Origin of the sequence: Klebsiella sp. JB_Kp042 (assembly GCF_040065275.1) — a bacterium.
In the GTDB taxonomy this organism is placed as follows: domain Bacteria; phylum Pseudomonadota; class Gammaproteobacteria; order Enterobacterales; family Enterobacteriaceae; genus Klebsiella; species Klebsiella quasipneumoniae.
This window is the reverse complement of sequence record NZ_JBEAJL010000008.1, coordinates 73,202-88,547: the sequence shown is the minus strand read 5'-3', so window position 1 is coordinate 88,547 and position 15,346 is coordinate 73,202. Positions and strand designations below refer to the sequence as shown.

General features: G+C 58.8%; 14 protein-coding genes. 5 read left to right on the top strand and 9 right to left on the bottom strand.

The genetic code is table 11. From position 1 onward, the window contains the following. Positions 1–15: 15 nt before the first annotated feature. Complete coding sequence (locus ABLV54_RS01410; RefSeq protein WP_023291181.1) at positions 16–2,094, top strand: YccS/YhfK family putative transporter; 2,079 nt, start codon at positions 16–18, stop codon at positions 2,092–2,094. On the opposite strand, the gene ABLV54_RS01405 is transcribed toward ABLV54_RS01410, so the two are convergent. The 5 genes from ABLV54_RS01405 to ppiA all read right to left on the bottom strand — a co-directional run bounded on the left by ABLV54_RS01405 (position 2,084) and on the right by ppiA (position 5,424). Then, the gene (locus tag ABLV54_RS01405) at positions 2,084–3,304 is read right to left on the bottom strand and encodes an aspartate aminotransferase family protein (protein WP_023291182.1); all 1,221 of its coding nucleotides are present in this window, start codon (positions 3,302–3,304) and stop codon (positions 2,084–2,086) included. The two genes, ABLV54_RS01410 and ABLV54_RS01405, sit on opposite strands and share 11 nt — an antisense overlap. Before the next feature lie 89 nt (positions 3,305–3,393). After that, positions 3,394–3,957, bottom strand: a complete 564-nt coding sequence (gene pabA / locus ABLV54_RS01400; protein WP_044524952.1) for an aminodeoxychorismate synthase component 2 — start codon at positions 3,955–3,957, stop codon at positions 3,394–3,396. Between the two features lie 31 nt (positions 3,958–3,988). Further along, positions 3,989–4,591 carry a putative adenosine monophosphate-protein transferase Fic gene (locus ABLV54_RS01395; RefSeq protein WP_032454217.1) on the bottom strand — a complete coding sequence of 201 codons (603 nt, stop codon included), beginning with the start codon at positions 4,589–4,591 and terminating at the stop codon, positions 3,989–3,991. Continuing rightward, positions 4,581–4,748 (bottom strand): YhfG family protein, encoded by a 168-nt coding sequence (locus ABLV54_RS01390; RefSeq protein ID WP_004202194.1) that lies wholly within the window; start codon positions 4,746–4,748, stop codon positions 4,581–4,583. The genes ABLV54_RS01395 and ABLV54_RS01390 overlap by 11 nt, the downstream gene beginning before the upstream one ends. A gap of 106 nt (positions 4,749–4,854) precedes the next feature. Continuing rightward, on the bottom strand, positions 4,855–5,424 hold the full coding sequence (ppiA, locus tag ABLV54_RS01385) for a peptidylprolyl isomerase A (RefSeq protein WP_002920238.1): 570 nt from the start codon (positions 5,422–5,424) through the stop codon (positions 4,855–4,857). Between the two features lie 277 nt (positions 5,425–5,701). Here ppiA and tsgA point away from each other — a divergent pair, with 277 nt between their 5' ends. After that, positions 5,702–6,889: an MFS transporter TsgA gene (tsgA, locus tag ABLV54_RS01380; RefSeq protein WP_004202192.1), complete on the top strand. Its 1,188-nt coding sequence runs from the start codon at positions 5,702–5,704 to the stop codon at positions 6,887–6,889. Here the strand turns inward: tsgA and ABLV54_RS01375 are convergent. After that, complete coding sequence (locus ABLV54_RS01375) at positions 6,886–8,208, bottom strand: cytosine deaminase (protein WP_050533984.1); 1,323 nt, start codon at positions 8,206–8,208, stop codon at positions 6,886–6,888. The two genes, tsgA and ABLV54_RS01375, sit on opposite strands and share 4 nt — an antisense overlap. A gap of 238 nt (positions 8,209–8,446) precedes the next feature. Between ABLV54_RS01375 and nirB the strand changes: the two genes are divergently transcribed. The 3 genes from nirB to cysG all read left to right on the top strand — a co-directional run bounded on the left by nirB (position 8,447) and on the right by cysG (position 12,840). After that, entirely contained in the window at positions 8,447–10,990 is a 2,544-nt protein-coding gene (nirB, locus tag ABLV54_RS01370; protein ID WP_050533985.1) for a nitrite reductase large subunit NirB, read from the top strand. Continuing rightward, complete coding sequence (nirD, locus tag ABLV54_RS01365) at positions 10,987–11,313, top strand: nitrite reductase small subunit NirD (protein ID WP_023291187.1); 327 nt, start codon at positions 10,987–10,989, stop codon at positions 11,311–11,313. The genes nirB and nirD overlap by 4 nt, the downstream gene beginning before the upstream one ends. A gap of 153 nt (positions 11,314–11,466) precedes the next feature. Further along, positions 11,467–12,840, top strand: a complete 1,374-nt coding sequence (cysG, locus tag ABLV54_RS01360; protein WP_023291188.1) for a siroheme synthase CysG — start codon at positions 11,467–11,469, stop codon at positions 12,838–12,840. Positions 12,841–12,914: 74 nt separating this feature from the next. Here the strand turns inward: cysG and trpS are convergent, their stop codons facing one another. From trpS to rpe, 3 genes are read right to left on the bottom strand one after another with little or no spacing between them, the layout of a single operon-like run. Continuing rightward, positions 12,915–13,919, bottom strand: a complete 1,005-nt coding sequence (trpS, locus tag ABLV54_RS01355; RefSeq protein ID WP_002920253.1) for a tryptophan--tRNA ligase — start codon at positions 13,917–13,919, stop codon at positions 12,915–12,917. Continuing rightward, entirely contained in the window at positions 13,912–14,673 is a 762-nt protein-coding gene (gene gph, locus ABLV54_RS01350; protein WP_050533986.1) for a phosphoglycolate phosphatase, read from the bottom strand. Before gph ends, trpS begins: the two co-directional genes overlap by 8 nt. After that, positions 14,666–15,343, bottom strand: coding sequence for a ribulose-phosphate 3-epimerase (rpe, locus tag ABLV54_RS01345; protein WP_023291190.1), 678 nt, complete (start codon positions 15,341–15,343; stop codon positions 14,666–14,668). The genes gph and rpe overlap by 8 nt, the downstream gene beginning before the upstream one ends. Positions 15,344–15,346: the final 3 nt, after the last annotated feature.

Genomic DNA, 15,346 nt, shown 5'->3' with positions numbered 1-15,346 from the left:
TTTTGTTTTTCCCTCATGTGGCGCAGGCTGATTTACCACCCGGAAGTCAACTATGCACTGCGGCAAACGCTGGTGCTGTGTCTGCCTGTGGCCATCGGTCTTCTGCTCGGCCATCTCCAGCAGGGACTCCTGTTTTCCTTAGTTCCCGCCTGCTGCAACATCGCCGGTCTCGACACTCCGCATAAGCGCTTTTTTAAGCGTCTGATTATCGGCGGCTGTCTGTTTGCCGGATGCAGCCTGGTGGTGCAGCTGCTGCTCGCCCAGACCATACCTTTGCCGCTTATTCTCAGCGGCCTGGCGCTATTGCTCGGCGTCACCGCGGAAATCAGTTCGTTGCACGCGCGCCTGCTGCCCGCGTCGCTGATCGCCGCCATCTTTACCCTGAGCCTGGCGGGCAATATGCCCGTCTGGGAGCCGCTGCTGATCTACGCCTTCGGCACGCTATGGTACGGCGTGTTTAACTGGTTCTGGTTCTGGCTGTGGCGCGAACAGCCGCTGCGGGAGTCGCTCAGTCTGCTCTACCGGGAACTGGCCAATTATTGCGAAGCCAAATATAGCCTGTTGACCCAGCATACCGATCCCTCGACCGCCCTGCCGCCGCTGCTCATCCGCCAGCAGAAGGTGGTCGATTTAATCACCCAGTGCTATCAGCAGATGCATATGCTGGCCGCCAACCAACGTAACGACCACAAACGTCTTCTGCGAGCGTTCCAGATGGGGCTGGATCTACAGGAGCATATTTCGGTCAGCCTGCATCAGCCGGAAGAGGTGCAAAAGCTGGTTGAGCGCAGCCATGCCGAAGCGGTGATCCGCTGGAACGCGCAGACCGTCGCCGCCCGCCTGCGGGTGCTGGCGGATGACATGCTCTATCATCGTTTTCCGCAGCGTTTCCAGATGGATAAACAGATCGGCGCCCTGGAAAAAATCGCCCGCCAGCATCCGGATAACCCGGTCGGCCACTTCTGCGCCTGGCACTTCAGCCGCATCGCCCGGGTGCTGCATACCCAGCGCCCACTGTATGCCCGGGATCTGATGGCTGACAAAGAGCGTCGTTTACCGTTGTTTCCCGCGCTAAAGAACTATCTGTCGCTGAAGTCGCCCGCGCTGCGCAACGCCGCCCGCATCAGCGTGATGCTGAGCATCGCCAGCCTGATGGGCAACGCCCTGCATTTGCCGAAGCCCTACTGGATCCTGATGACCGTCCTCTTCGTGACACAGAACGGCTATGGCGCCACGCGGGTACGTATTGTCCACCGGGCGGCGGGGACGCTCGCCGGCCTGATCATCGCCGGGCTGACCTTGCACTTTCACGTTCCGGAGAGCTATACCCTGAGCGGGATGCTGCTGATCACCCTGCTCAGCTATCTGATCATCCGCAAACACTATGGCTGGGCGATGGTGGGGTTTACGGTGACGGCGGTATATACCCTGCAGCTTCTGACGCTCAACGGCGAACAGTTTATTATCGCCCGGCTGATCGACACGCTGATCGGCTGCCTGATCGCCTTCGGCGGGATGGTCTGGCTGTGGCCGCAGTGGCAGAGCGGCCTGCTGAAAAAAAACGCCCACGATGCGCTGGAGGCCGACCAGCAGGCGATTCGCCTGATCCTCAGCCCCGACCCCAAAGCGCCCGCGCTGGCCTACCAGCGCATGCGCGTCAATCAGGCGCACAACGCGCTCTACAACTCCCTGAATCAGGCGATGCAGGAGCCCGGGTTTAATACCCACTACCTGGAAGATATGAAGCTATGGGTGACGCACAGCCAGTTTATCGTCGAACACATCAACGCCATGACCACTTTGGCCCGGGAGCATACGATGCTCACCCCGGATCTTGCCCAGCGCTATCTCGAATCCTGTGAGATTGCCCTGCAGCGCTGTCAGCAGCGGCTGGACAGCGATGGTCCCGGCAGCGCAGGGGATGTCAATATTATGGAGTCACCGGAAAGCGAGGTGCCGATCGGTCCGTTAAGCACCCTGGAGCAGCATCTGCAACGCATTCTGGGCCATCTGAACACCATGCACACCATTTCGTCAGTGGCATGGCGTCAGCGGCCGCATCACGGCATCTGGCTGCGGAAGATCAGCCGTTAATCACCTTTGCCACGGCCTGGGCAAAGCGCGCCATCCCCTCGGCAATATCCTGCTCTTCGATGATCAGCGAGGGAACAAAACGCATCACGTCCGGCCCGGCGTTAAGCACCATGACGCCGGCTTCCGCAGCGGCATAGAGGAAATCACGCGCGCGGCCCTTGTGCTGCGGCTTGAGTTCGGCGCCAATCAGCAGGCCCATCCCGCGAATATCACTGAACAGATCAAACTCGGCATCCAGCTGCTGCAGGTGTTTGACGAACAGTTCGCGTTTGGCGTTCACGCCATCCAGCACCGCCGGGGTATTGATCAGATCGAAAGCGGCGTTGGCGACCGCGCAGGCCAGCGGGTTGCCGCCGTAGGTTGAGCCATGGGAACCCGCATGGAAGGCGCTGGCGATCTCGTGGGTGGTCAACATGGCGCTGACCGGGAAACCGCCGCCCAGCGCTTTGGCGCTGGTGAGAATATCCGGGATTACGCCATAGTGCATATAGGCAAACAGCGATCCGGTACGCCCCATTCCGCACTGCACTTCATCAAAGACTAACAGCGCCTGGTGTTGATCGCACAGTTCGCGCAGCCCCTGCAGGAACGCCGGCGTCGCTGCCGTCACGCCGCCTTCGCCCTGAATCGGCTCCACCACCACCGCGCAGGTGTGGTCATCCATCACCGCTTTTACCGCCTGCAGGTCGTTGAAGGGAACATGGACAATATCCGCCGGTTTCGGGCCGAAACCATCGGAGTACTTCGGCTGCCCGCCGACGGAGACGGTAAACAGGGAGCGACCATGAAAGGCATTATGGAAAGCGATGATTTTGGTTTTGTACGGGCTATGGCGGGTCACCGCATAGTGACGCGCCAGCTTAAAGGCCGTTTCATTGGCTTCGGTACCGGAGTTCATAAACACCACTCGCTCGGCGAAGGTGGCATCGACAAGTTTACGTCCCAGGCGCAGCGCTGGCTCATTGGTAAAGACGTTGCTGGTATGCCACAGCGTTTCGCCCTGCTCGTGGAGCGCCGCCACCAGCGCCGGGTGGCAATGGCCGAGCGCCGTCACCGCGATACCGCCGGCGAAATCAACATACTCTTTGCCCTGCTGATCCCAGACGCGGCTGCCTTTTCCCTTTACCGGGATGAATTCTGCCGGTGCATAAATTGGCAAAATAACTTCATCGAATGTGGCGCGGGTGATTGCCGGTTGTTCAGTTGCCATGTCTTGCCCATCCCTCTTCGTTATGCAGATGCGATTATGATAATCTAATCACAAAATATGCATAAAAAATCAGTCAATGGCAACCGAAATCACCGCTTAATAAAGTTCGCCAGCAATTGATGGCCCTGTTCGCTGAGGATGCTTTCCGGATGGAACTGCACGCCCTCGAGATCCCAGTCGCGATGACGGATCCCCATAATCTCACCGCTGGCGCTGCGGGCGGTGACGATAAACTCAGGCGGCAGCGTCGGCGGGTCAATCACCAGCGAATGATAGCGGGTCACCGTCAAAGGATTATTCAGCCCCTGAAACACCCCTTCGCCGTTATGCTCGATAAGCGAGGTTTTTCCATGCATCACCTGCGCCGCCCGCACAATGGTCGCGCCAAACGCCTGGGCTATCGCCTGATGCCCGAGGCAGACGCCCAGCAGCGGCGTTTTCCCTGCATAGTGACGGATTACCGCGAGGGAAATCCCCGCTTCATCCGGCGTACAGGGACCAGGCGAAATCACTATCTTCTCCGGCGCCAGCGACGCTATCTCCTCCAGCGTCAACGCATCGTTGCGCCTGACCAGCACTTCCGCCCCCAGTTCGCAAAAGTACTGATACAGATTCCAGGTGAAAGAGTCATAGTTATCGATAAGCAGGATCATAGCGGCTCCGGAACAATCAAACCGGGCTATTCTACTCAGATTCCCGCGCTTCGCTTACCACTTTGCGAAAGATCGCCGCCAGCGGGTCCGGATCGCCCATCGCGCCCTGCTGACAGGCGGTGCTCCAGGCGGCAGGATCGACGTCACGCCAGTCAAGAAGGTAGCCGGCATGTATCGCCAGCTGTTCAAAGAAAATGCGCTGGGTCAGGCCATTGCCGAGACGAAAAGGGTGCAGCACATTAATTTCACCATAGAACCAGCTCAGGCGTTCGATAAAGGTATCCCGCGGCAGGCCGCAGAGATAATCCTCCTGCTCCAGGGCCTGCATCAGGGCATTCCCCTCCTCTTCGATGCGGGCAAAGTGGCAGAACGGCGTATCGCCCAGGTAGAGGTTCACTTCACGCAGCCTACCCGCCCAGTCAAACAGATCCTGATACAGCTGATGATGAATAGCGCACAGATAGGGTAAGCCGCGCACCCGCGGGCCCAGCGGCAGGGTGGCCGCCCGCAGGGACGTCATCTCCAGGGCAGCCTGCTGCAGCGTTTTAGCCTGGCGGATGCCGAGGCGGTTGCGCAGGACGTTCAGCGCCGGATAGAGGTAAGGATCGCGTTCATCGCCAAATTTATCGCTCATACTCCCTCCGCAGCGTCGCGAGGCGAGCCTGCGCCTCCTCGGCAGTCAGCGTAACCAGCGGCACCGATACGCCTTCGAGGCGACGGCTGGCCTGAAAATTGCTATTACGTGTCTGTTCCCAGAGCCGGGATTTTTGCTTATCGGTGAGTGGACGCATCGTCGCCCCCCTTATCGTCCCCTGTGTGCCACAAGTATAAGCAGCAATTACAGGTTATGCCGGGAGGCAACCGGGCGCGGCGATAAACCACCGCGCCGCGGGAGGATTAGGGCAGCACTTTCGCAGAGAGGATAACAACCGGTTTAGTCGGCACATTCTGGTATGGGCCGACGTTATGGGTCTGGACCTGGGAGATCTTATCCGCAACGTCCATGCCTTTGACTACCTTGCCAAACACCGCATAGCCAAAGTCGCGCTGGCCATGGTCGAGGAAGGCGTTATCCGCCACGTTGATGAAGAACTGGCTGGTGGCGCTATCCTGATCGGCGGTACGCGCCATCGCGATGGTGCCGCGGGTGTTGCGCAGGCCGTTGTCTGCTTCATTCTTGATCGGCGGGTTAGGCTGTTTCTGCTGCATCTGCTCGTTAAAGCCGCCGCCCTGCACCATGAATCCCGGGATCACGCGGTGGAAGGTGGTGTTGTTGTAGAAGCCGCTGTTAACGTACTTCAGGAAGTTATCCACTGAAATCGGGGCTTTCTGGCTGTTTAACTCAAGCTCAATGTTACCTGCCGAGGTGGTCAGCAGCACATGCGGATCGCCCTTTGCCGCCATGGCCGGGGAGAAAGCTGAAATGGCGAAAACGGCAGCCATCGCCGCCAGTGTTGATTTGAGCATGGAAATTCCTTAACGGAGCAGAATAAAAGCGAGTGCCTTGATTCTAAAGAGCCTTTGCATCCTGGGCCAGCCTTTTACCAAATTTTACTTAGCTGTAATAATTGTAACCGCGCAAACGTTCTCCCTTGCGCCGAAAAAAGCGTGATGCAAGTCACATTAAAACATGCAAAAGATAACGTATTTCACAATAAACATTTAATTACATCACCTGAACGACTAAAATCTGTCCGCCCGGCGCAGCGTCAACGCGCTTTACCTTTCTATTCACAGGCCAGTCATGACTAACAGCAACCGTATTAAGCTCACATGGATCAGCTTCTTCTCCTACGCCCTGACCGGCGCGTTGGTGATCGTCACCGGGATGGTGATGGGTAACATTGCGGATTATTTCCATCTGCCCGTTTCCAGTATGAGCAACACCTTTACCTTTCTGAACGCCGGTATTCTGATCTCCATTTTCCTCAATGCCTGGCTGATGGAGATCGTGCCGCTGAAAACTCAGCTGCGTTTTGGCTTTATTTTAATGGTGCTGGCGGTGGCCGGCCTGATGCTCAGCCACAGCCTGGCGCTGTTCTCCGCGTCGATGTTCGTTCTCGGCCTGGTCAGCGGGATCACCATGTCGATCGGAACCTTCCTGATCACCCATATGTATGAAGGCCGTCAGCGCGGGGCGCGTCTGCTGTTTACCGACTCCTTCTTTAGCATGGCGGGAATGATTTTTCCGATGGTCGCCGCGGTCCTGCTGGCGCGCAGCATCGAGTGGTACTGGGTCTACGCCTGTATCGGTCTGGTGTATGTCGCTATTTTCGTCCTGACATTCGGCTGTGACTTCCCGGTGCTCGGCAAAAAAGCGCAGAGCGAAAACAGCCAGCCGGTGGTGAAAGAGAAGTGGGGCATCGGCGTGCTGTTCCTCTCCGTCGCGGCGCTGTGCTACATCCTCGGTCAGCTGGGCTTTATCTCCTGGGTACCGGAATATGCCAAGAGCCTGGGCATGAGCCTCGGCGATGCCGGTAAACTGGTGAGCGATTTCTGGATGTCCTACATGATCGGCATGTGGTCATTCAGCTTTATCCTGCGCTTCTTCGACCTGCAGCGCATCTTAACCGTCCTCGCCGGCCTCGCGACGGTGCTGATGTACCTGTTTATCAATGGTTCGCCGGAGCATATGCCGTGGTTTATTCTGACACTGGGCTTCTTCTCCAGCGCCATCTACACCTCGATCATTACGCTCGGTTCGCAGCAAACTAAAGTCGCTTCACCAAAGCTGGTGAACTTTATCCTCACCTGCGGCACCATCGGCACCATGCTGACTTTCGTGGTCACCGGCCCGATTGTGGCTGCCAGCGGTCCGCTGGCAGCGCTGCACACCGCTAACGGCCTCTACGCCGTGGTGTTCGTGATGTGCTTTATCCTCGGCTTCGTCTCCCGTCACCGCCAGAACAACGCGCAGGCGGCGTCTCACTAAGCCTTCGGCCCCTTTGCGTCCGCAAGGGGGCTGTTCCTCATAAAGGAGAGCGCCTCGCCACCGCGGTCGGTCTGGATCCAGGTTTGCGCCAGCTGGGTAATCGCGATCACCCTTCCCTGGCGAATTGACCAGCGCACCGGCACCTGGCAGCGTACCGCCTCAAAGCCATTCTCCGCCGGGAGGATGATCAGGTTAGCCGGGTTGCCGCTGACGATGCCGTAATCGGTCAGGCCAAACGTGCGGGCGCTGTTGTCAGTGATAAGCTGCAGGCCGTCGTTAATCTGCTGGTAGCCCATCAGCTGGCAAACGTGCAGCCCCATATGCAGGACCTGCAGCATATTACCGGTCCCCAGCGGGTACCACGGGTCAAAGACATCATCATGACCAAAGCAAACGTTGATCCCCGCCGCCATCAGCTCCTTCACCCGGGTAATGCCCCGTCGCTTCGGGTAGTCGTCAAACCGGCCCTGCAGATGAATATTGACCAGCGGATTGGCGACAAAGTTGATGCCGGAGAGCTTTAGCAGGCGGAACAGGCGCGAGGTATAGGCGCCATTATAGGAGTGCATGGCGGTGGTATGGCTGGCCGTCACCCGCGGCCCTATCCCCGCCTTCAGCGCCAGCGCGGCAACGGTTTCAACAAAGCGCGACTGTTCATCGTCAATTTCATCGCAGTGAATATCCAGCGGGCGGTCATATTTCTGCGCCAGTCGAAAGGCGATATGCAGCGATTCCACCCCATATTCACGGGTGAACTCAAAGTGCGGGATCGCCCCGACGACATCCGCCCCCAGCTTCAGGGCCTCTTCCAGCAGCGCCTCGCCGTTGGGGTAAGAGAGGATCCCCTCCTGCGGAAAAGCGACAATCTGCAGCTCGACCCATGGCGCCACCTCCATTTTGACCTCCAGCATCGCCTTCAGCGCCGTCAACGTTGGATCGGAGACATCGACATGGGTACGGACAAACTGCACGCCATTGGCGATCTGCCACTTGAGGGTTTTCCACGCCCGGGCTTTAACGTCCTCATGGCTGAGCAGCGCTTTCCGCTCCGCCCAGCGCTCAATCCCCTCGAACAGGGTGCCGGACTGGTTCCAGTTCGGCTCACCGGCCGTCTGGGTGGTATCCAGATGGATATGCGGCTCAATAAAAGGCGGGATCGCCAGGCCGCCGCGAGCGTTCAACACCTCGTAGCTTTCGTCCCGCGCCTCCCCCATCGGTGTGATCTCGCCAAAGCGGCCCTTATCTATCGCTATCTGCCACAGGCCGTCGCGGTCTGCCAGGCGTACGTTCTGAATCAACCAAAGCGGCGCTGCTGTCATATCACCCTCTCTATTCAATACGGCTTGTTTTCTACTCAACCCCAATCGCGACCCACCCAATTCTTGTACACAAAATCGGCAAAAAGGAAAAGCCAGCGTTTTCCACAACTTAGAAAATTACAGACAAATCAATTATATACCCATTAAGTGGTAGGTGAAGTTGTCATTGATTTGCATCAATAAGCCTGATGGCTGAATCGTTAAGGTAGGCGGTAATAGAAAAGAAATCGAGGCAAAAATGAGCAAAGTCAGAATCGCTATTATCGGTAACGGCATGGTTGGCCATCGCTTTATCGAAGAGCTTCTCGATAAGGCGCCTGCCGGACAGTTCGACATTACCGTGTTCTGTGAAGAACCGCGTATCGCCTACGACCGTGTCCACCTGTCGTCTTATTTCTCCCACCATACCGCAGAAGAGCTGTCGCTGGTCCGCGAAGGTTTCTATGAGAAACACGGCGTCAAGGTGCTGGTCGGCGAACGGGCCATCACCATCAACCGCCAGGAGAAGGTGATCCACTCCAGCGCCGGGCGCACGGTGTTCTACGACAAGCTGATTATGGCGACCGGCTCATACCCCTGGATCCCGCCGATTAAAGGCGCGGAAACTCAGGATTGCTTCGTCTATCGCACCATTGAAGATCTTAACGCCATTGAATCCTGCGCCCGTCGCAGCAAACGCGGCGCGGTGGTCGGCGGCGGCCTGCTCGGCCTGGAAGCCGCAGGCGCCCTGAAAAACCTCGGTGTCGAAACCCATGTTATCGAATTCGCGCCGATGCTGATGGCCGAGCAGCTCGACCAGATGGGCGGCGAGCAGCTGCGGCGCAAAATTGAAAGCATGGGCGTGAAAGTTCACACCAGCAAAAACACCAAAGAGATCGTTCAGCAGGGCACCGAGGCGCGCAAAACCATGCGCTTCGCCGACGGTAGCGAGCTGCAGGTCGATTTCATCGTCTTCTCTACCGGGATCCGCCCGCGCGATAAACTGGCCACCCAGTGCGGACTGGCGGTTGCCCAGCGCGGCGGCATCATGGTCAACGATAGCTGCCAGACCTCCGACCCGGATATCTATGCCATCGGCGAATGCGCCAGCTGGAACAACCGCGTGTATGGCCTCGTCGCGCCGGGTTATAAAATGGCCCAGGTGGCCGTCGACCACCTCCTCGGCAGTGAAAACAGCTTCACCGGCGCCGACCTCAGCGCCAAGCTGAAGCTGCTGGGTGTAGACGTGGGCGGTATCGGCGATGCCCACGGCCGCACGCCGGGCGCCCGCAGCTACGTCTATCTCGACGAAAGCAAAGAAGTTTATAAGCGTCTGATCGTCAGCGCCGACAACAAAACCCTGCTCGGCGCGGTGCTGGTCGGCGACACCAGCGACTACGGCAACCTGCTGCAGCTGGTGCTGAACGCCATCGAGTTGCCGGAGAATCCGGATTCGCTGATCCTCCCGGCCCACGCCGGCAGCGGCAAGCCGTCGATCGGCGTCGATAAACTGCCGGACAGCGCGCAAATCTGCTCCTGCTTCGACGTCAGCAAAGGCGACCTGATCGCCGCCATCAACAAAGGCTGCCATACCGTCGCGGCGCTGAAAGCGGAAACCAAGGCCGGTACCGGCTGCGGCGGCTGTATCCCGTTGGTCACCCAGGTGCTCAACGCCGAGCTGGCGAAACAGGGTATCGAGGTCAACAACAACCTGTGCGAACACTTCGCTTACTCCCGCCAGGAGCTGTTCCACCTGATCCGCGTGGAAGGCATCAAAACCTTCGACGAACTGCTGGCCAAACACGGCCAGGGCTACGGCTGTGAAGTGTGTAAACCGACCGTCGGCTCCCTGCTGGCCTCCTGCTGGAATGAGTACATCCTCAAGCCTCAGCACACGCCGCTGCAGGACACCAACGACAACTTCCTCGCCAACATCCAGAAAGATGGCACCTACTCGGTCATTCCGCGCTCCGCGGGCGGCGAAATCACGCCGGAAGGGCTGGTCGCCGTGGGCCGTATCGCTCGTGAATTCAATCTGTACACCAAAATCACCGGTTCCCAGCGCATCGGCCTGTTTGGCGCGCAGAAAGACGACCTGCCGGAGATCTGGCGGCAGCTGATTGAAGCGGGCTTCGAAACCGGCCACGCCTACGCCAAAGCGCTGCGGATGGCGAAAACCTGCGTCGGCAGCACCTGGTGCCGCTACGGGGTCGGCGACAGCGTCGGCTTCGGCGTCGAACTGGAAAATCGCTACAAAGGCATCCGTACGCCACACAAAATGAAGTTCGGCGTCTCCGGCTGTACCCGCGAATGTGCGGAAGCCCAGGGCAAAGACGTCGGGATCATCGCCACCGAGAAAGGCTGGAACCTGTACGTGTGCGGTAACGGCGGGATGAAGCCGCGCCACGCCGATCTGCTGGCCGCGGACCTCGATCGCGAGACGCTGATTAAGTATCTCGACCGCTTTATGATGTTTTACATCCGCACCGCCGATAAGCTGACCCGCACCGCGCCGTGGCTGGACAACATGGAAGGCGGGATCGACTATCTGCGCAGCGTCATCATCGATGACAAGCTCGGTCTGAACGACCATCTGGAAGAGGAGCTGGCTCGCCTGCGCGCCGCCTTCGCCTGCGAGTGGACCGAGACCGTCAATAACCCGGCGGCGCAGACCCGCTTCAAACACTTTATCAACAGCGACCAGCGCGACCCGAACGTTCAGGTGGTGCCGGAACGTGACCAGCATCGCCCGGCCACGCCGTATGAGCGCATCCCGGTTACTCTGGTGGAGGAAAAAGCATGAGCCAGTGGGTAAACATCTGCAACATTGACGACATCCTGCCCGCCACCGGCGTCTGCGCCCTGCTCGGTCAGCAGCAGGTGGCGATCTTCCGTCCCTATCATGACGACAGGGTGTTCGCCATCAGCAACATTGATCCGTTCTTTAACGCCAGCGTACTGTCTCGCGGCATTATCGCCGAGCATGACGGCGCCCTGTGGGTTGCCAGCCCGCTGAAAAAACAACGTTTCCGCCTGAGCGACGGCCTGTGTATGGAAGATGCCAGCCACTCTATCGCCCGTTTCGACGCCCGGGTAAAAGACGGCCACGTTCAGCTTAAGGCGTGAGTCCCGCGTCCTCCCCCCGGCCACGGGGGGAGATATAAGTAACACTTCTGACCGACAGCGCATGAGTGCGGGATATGTCGCATGTTTTGTATTACCTTTGCTGCTATTCTACGACCACTCATTTTCTACCCCTTATTTTTATGAGGTTATTCTGTGGATCACTTACCCATATTCTGCCAGTTGCGCCAGCGTGATTGTTTACTGGTTGGCGGCGGGGATGTCGCCGAACGCAAGGCCCGTCTGCTGCTGGATGCTGGCGCAAACGTCACGGTCAATGCGCTCGACTTTACCCCGCAGTTTCATGTGTGGGCCGATTCACAGATGCTAACCCTGGTGCAGGGGGAGTTTATCCCCTCGCTGCTGGACAACTGCTGGCTGGCCATCGCCGCTACCGATAATGAGACGGTGAACCAGCAGGTCAGCGACGCGGCCGAAGCGCGGCGTATCTTCTGTAACGTGGTGGATGCCCCGCGCCAGGCCAGCTTTATCATGCCGTCCATTATCGACCGCTCGCCGCTGATGGTCGCCGTCTCCTCGGGCGGGACATCCCCGGTGCTGGCGCGCCTGTTGCGCGAGAAGCTGGAGTCAGTCTTACCCCTGCATCTTGGCCAGCTGGCCCGCTACGCCGGCCATCTGCGCGCGCGCGTGAAGCAGCAGTTTGCCACCGTAGGCGAACGCCGCCGCTTCTGGGAGAAGCTGTTCGTTAACGACCGGCTGGCGCAGTCGCTGGCCAATGACGATCGGCAGGCGGTGGCGGATACCACCGAGCAGCTGCTGACCGAGCCGTTAGAGCATCGCGGCGAGGTCGTCCTGGTTGGCGCCGGCCCAGGTGACGCCGGGCTGCTCACGCTCAAGGGCCTGCAGCAGATCCAGCAGGCCGACGTGGTGGTCTATGACCGGCTGGTCTCCGACGACATTATGAATCTGGTGCGCCGCGATGCCGACCGGGTGTTCGTCGGCAAGCGCTCAGGCTATCACTGCGTGCCGCAGGAGGAGATCAACCAGATCCTGCTGCGCGAAGCGCAAAAAGGAAGACGCGTGGTCCGGCTGAAAGGCGGCGATCCCTTTATCTTTGGCCGCGGCGGAGAGGAGCTGGAGACCCTCTGCGAGGCGGGGATCCCCTTCTCGGTTGTGCCCGGCATCACCGCCGCCTCCGGCTGCTCCGCCTACTCGGGGATCCCGTTGACCCATCGCGATTTCGCCCAGGGCGTCCGCCTGGTCACCGGCCATCTGAAAACCGGCGGCGAGCTGGACTGGGCGAACCTGGCGGTGGAGAAGCAGACCCTGGTGTTCTATATGGGTCTGAACCAGGCGCCGGCGATCCGCGAGAAGCTTATCGCCCACGGCATGGCGGAAGATATGCCTGCCGCCATCGTCGAGAACGGCACCGCCGTGACGCAAAAAGTGGTCAGCGGCACCTTAGGACAGCTGGATATTCTGGCGCAGCAGATGGCCAGCCCGGCGCTGATCATTGTCGGCCGCGTGGTCGGTCTGCGGGATAAACTGAACTGGTTCTCGAACCACTAACCTTCGCATGACGGCGTGAACGACAGGCATTAAAAAGGGCGGGATATCCCCGCCCTTTTTAGCTGTTGCGTCGCTTACGGCTTGGCGACAAAGCCAATCGCTTCGTATACCGCTTTCAGGGTTTGAGAAGCGCGCGCGCTGGCCTTTTCTGCGCCGTCCTTCATCACCTGATTGAGAAACGCTTCGTCGTTACGGAAACGGTGATAGCGCTCCTGCAGGTCAATCAGCATGCCCGATACCGCTTCGGCGACTTCGCCTTTCAGGTGGCCATACATTTTGCCTTCGAAATGCTGCTCCAGCTCAGGAATGGTTTTCCCGGTGACCGCGGAGAGGATATCCAGCAGGTTGGAGACGCCCGCTTTCTCTTTCAGGTCGTAGCGCACCACCGGCGGCTCGTCGGAGTCGGTGACCGCACGTTTGATCTTCTTGACCACCGATTTCGGGTCTTCCAGCAGGCCGATGACGTTGTTGCGGTTGTCGTCGGACTTGGACATCTTTTTCGTCGGCTCCAGCAGCGACATCACGCGCGCGCCGGATTTAGGGATAAACGGCTCAGGCACTTTAAAAATATCGCCGTAGATGGCGTTAAAACGCTGGGCGATATCGCGGCTCAGTTCAAGGTGCTGTTTCTGATCTTCGCCCACCGGAACCTGGTTGGTCTGGTACAGCAGAATGTCAGCGGCCATCAGTACCGGATAATCAAACAGACCGGCGTTGATGTTCTCCGCGTAGCGCGCGGACTTGTCTTTAAACTGGGTCATGCGGCTCAGTTCGCCGAAATAGGTGTAGCAGTTCAGCGCCCAGCCTAACTGGGCATGTTCCGGCACGTGAGACTGAACGAAAATAGTGCTTTTCTGCGGGTCGATGCCGCAGGCCAGATACAGCGCCAGGGTGTCCAGCGTCGCCTTACGCAGCTGCTGCGGATCCTGGCGCACGGTGATGGCGTGCTGGTCCACGATGCAATAGATGCAGTGGTAATCGTCCTGCATGTTTACCCACTGACGCAGCGCACCCATGTAGTTGCCAATGGTCAGTTCACCTGAGGGCTGTGCGCCACTAAAAACGATGGGCTTAGTCATGTTTCAATTCCTGAGTTTCACTGTGCGGTAACCCGAGAGCGGGTAAGAGTTCATTAAACTGGTCGAAGAGATAGTCCGGCTCGCTCAGCGCAAGCGGTTCGCCATAGTTATAGCCGTAGGTCAGGCCAACAGAGCAGCAGCCTGCCGCTTTGGCCGCCTGAATATCATTACGTGAATCGCCGACGAACAGCAGCGCCTCCGGCGTCAGGCCGAGCTTTTGCGCCACCAGCAGCAACGGTTCCGGATGCGGCTTTTTGTTCTGTACGTCATCGCCGCCGAGCACCACGGTAAAGTATTTCGCAATATCGAGCGCGTCCAGCAGCGGGGCGACGAACGGCGTCGGCTTATTGGTCACCAGCGCCAGCGGCAGGCCTTTGGCCTGCAGCGCGCCGAGCGTATCGGCCACTGCCGGAAACAGGAAACTGCCCTCTTCCGCCGCTTCGGCGTAATAGCGGTCAAACAGTTTACGCAAAATGCGCAGCTGTTCGTCTTGCGGAATATCATGATCGTCGACGGAAGGCTTGCCCATCGCCGCACGTAACGTTGCACGCTCCTGACGAGCCCAGGTCAGCGCCCGCTCCATCAGAACATCGGCGCCGTTGCCGATCCAGGTCACGACGCGTTCTTCTCCCGCCACCGGCAGCTCCAGGGCGTAGAGGGCGTTATCAACGGCGGCGGTCAGACCCGGCGCGCTGTCCACCAGCGTGCCGTCGAGATCAAACGCGATGCCGCGGATCGCCTGTAATTTATCCATGACTTACCTTCGCTAATTCATTACGCATGTGATCAATGACTTTCTTGTAGTCCGGCTGGCCGAAGATCGCCGAACCGGCAACGAACATATCCGCACCCGCCGCGGCGATTTCGCCGATATTGCTCGCTTTCACTCCGCCATCCACTTCCAGGCGAATGTCGTAGCCGGACGCATCGATGCGCTGGCGCACTTCACGCAGTTTATCCAGCGTCTGCGGAATAAAGGACTGGCCGCCAAAGCCCGGGTTAACCGACATCAGCAGGATCACGTCCAGCTTATCCATCACGTAATCGAGATAGCTCAGCGGCGTCGCGGGGTTAAACACCAGGCCCGCTTTACAGCCGTGCTCTTTGATAAGCTGCAGGCTGCGGTCGACGTGTTCGGAGGCTTCCGGGTGGAAGGTGATGATGCTGGCGCCAGCTTCGGCAAAATCAGGAATGATGCGGTCGACCGGCTTCACCATCAGGTGGACGTCGATCGGCGCGGTAATACCGTAGTTACGCAGCGACTTCAGCACCATCGGGCCAATCGTCAGGTTCGGCACGTAGTGGTTGTCCATGACGTCGAAGTGCACGACATCCGCACCCGCCGCCAGCGCCTTCGCGGTATCCTCACCCAGCCGGGCAAAATCAGCCGACAGAATCGAAGGGGCAATCAAATACTGCTTCATCCG

What these genes read in the sequence shown, in the direction of transcription:
- trpS (WP_002920253.1), bottom strand. Translation starts at nt 13,919, where the DNA reads ATGACTAAGCCCATCGTTTTTAGTGGCGCACAGCCCTCAGGTGAACTG.
- nirB (WP_050533985.1), top strand. Translation starts at nt 8,447, where the DNA reads ATGAGCAAAGTCAGAATCGCTATTATCGGTAACGGCATGGTTGGCCAT.
- ABLV54_RS01405 (WP_023291182.1), bottom strand. Translation starts at nt 3,304, where the DNA reads ATGGCAACTGAACAACCGGCAATCACCCGCGCCACATTCGATGAAGTT.
- ABLV54_RS01390 (WP_004202194.1), bottom strand. Translation starts at nt 4,748, where the DNA reads ATGCGTCCACTCACCGATAAGCAAAAATCCCGGCTCTGGGAACAGACA.
- ABLV54_RS01410 (WP_023291181.1), top strand. Translation starts at nt 16, where the DNA reads ATGTGGCGCAGGCTGATTTACCACCCGGAAGTCAACTATGCACTGCGG.
- gph (WP_050533986.1), bottom strand. Translation starts at nt 14,673, where the DNA reads ATGGATAAATTACAGGCGATCCGCGGCATCGCGTTTGATCTCGACGGC.
- ABLV54_RS01395 (WP_032454217.1), bottom strand. Translation starts at nt 4,591, where the DNA reads ATGAGCGATAAATTTGGCGATGAACGCGATCCTTACCTCTATCCGGCG.
- rpe (WP_023291190.1), bottom strand. Translation starts at nt 15,343, where the DNA reads ATGAAGCAGTATTTGATTGCCCCTTCGATTCTGTCGGCTGATTTTGCC.
- ppiA (WP_002920238.1), bottom strand. Translation starts at nt 5,424, where the DNA reads ATGCTCAAATCAACACTGGCGGCGATGGCTGCCGTTTTCGCCATTTCA.
- nirD (WP_023291187.1), top strand. Translation starts at nt 10,987, where the DNA reads ATGAGCCAGTGGGTAAACATCTGCAACATTGACGACATCCTGCCCGCC.
- ABLV54_RS01375 (WP_050533984.1), bottom strand. Translation starts at nt 8,208, where the DNA reads ATGACAGCAGCGCCGCTTTGGTTGATTCAGAACGTACGCCTGGCAGAC.
- pabA (WP_044524952.1), bottom strand. Translation starts at nt 3,957, where the DNA reads ATGATCCTGCTTATCGATAACTATGACTCTTTCACCTGGAATCTGTAT.
- tsgA (WP_004202192.1), top strand. Translation starts at nt 5,702, where the DNA reads ATGACTAACAGCAACCGTATTAAGCTCACATGGATCAGCTTCTTCTCC.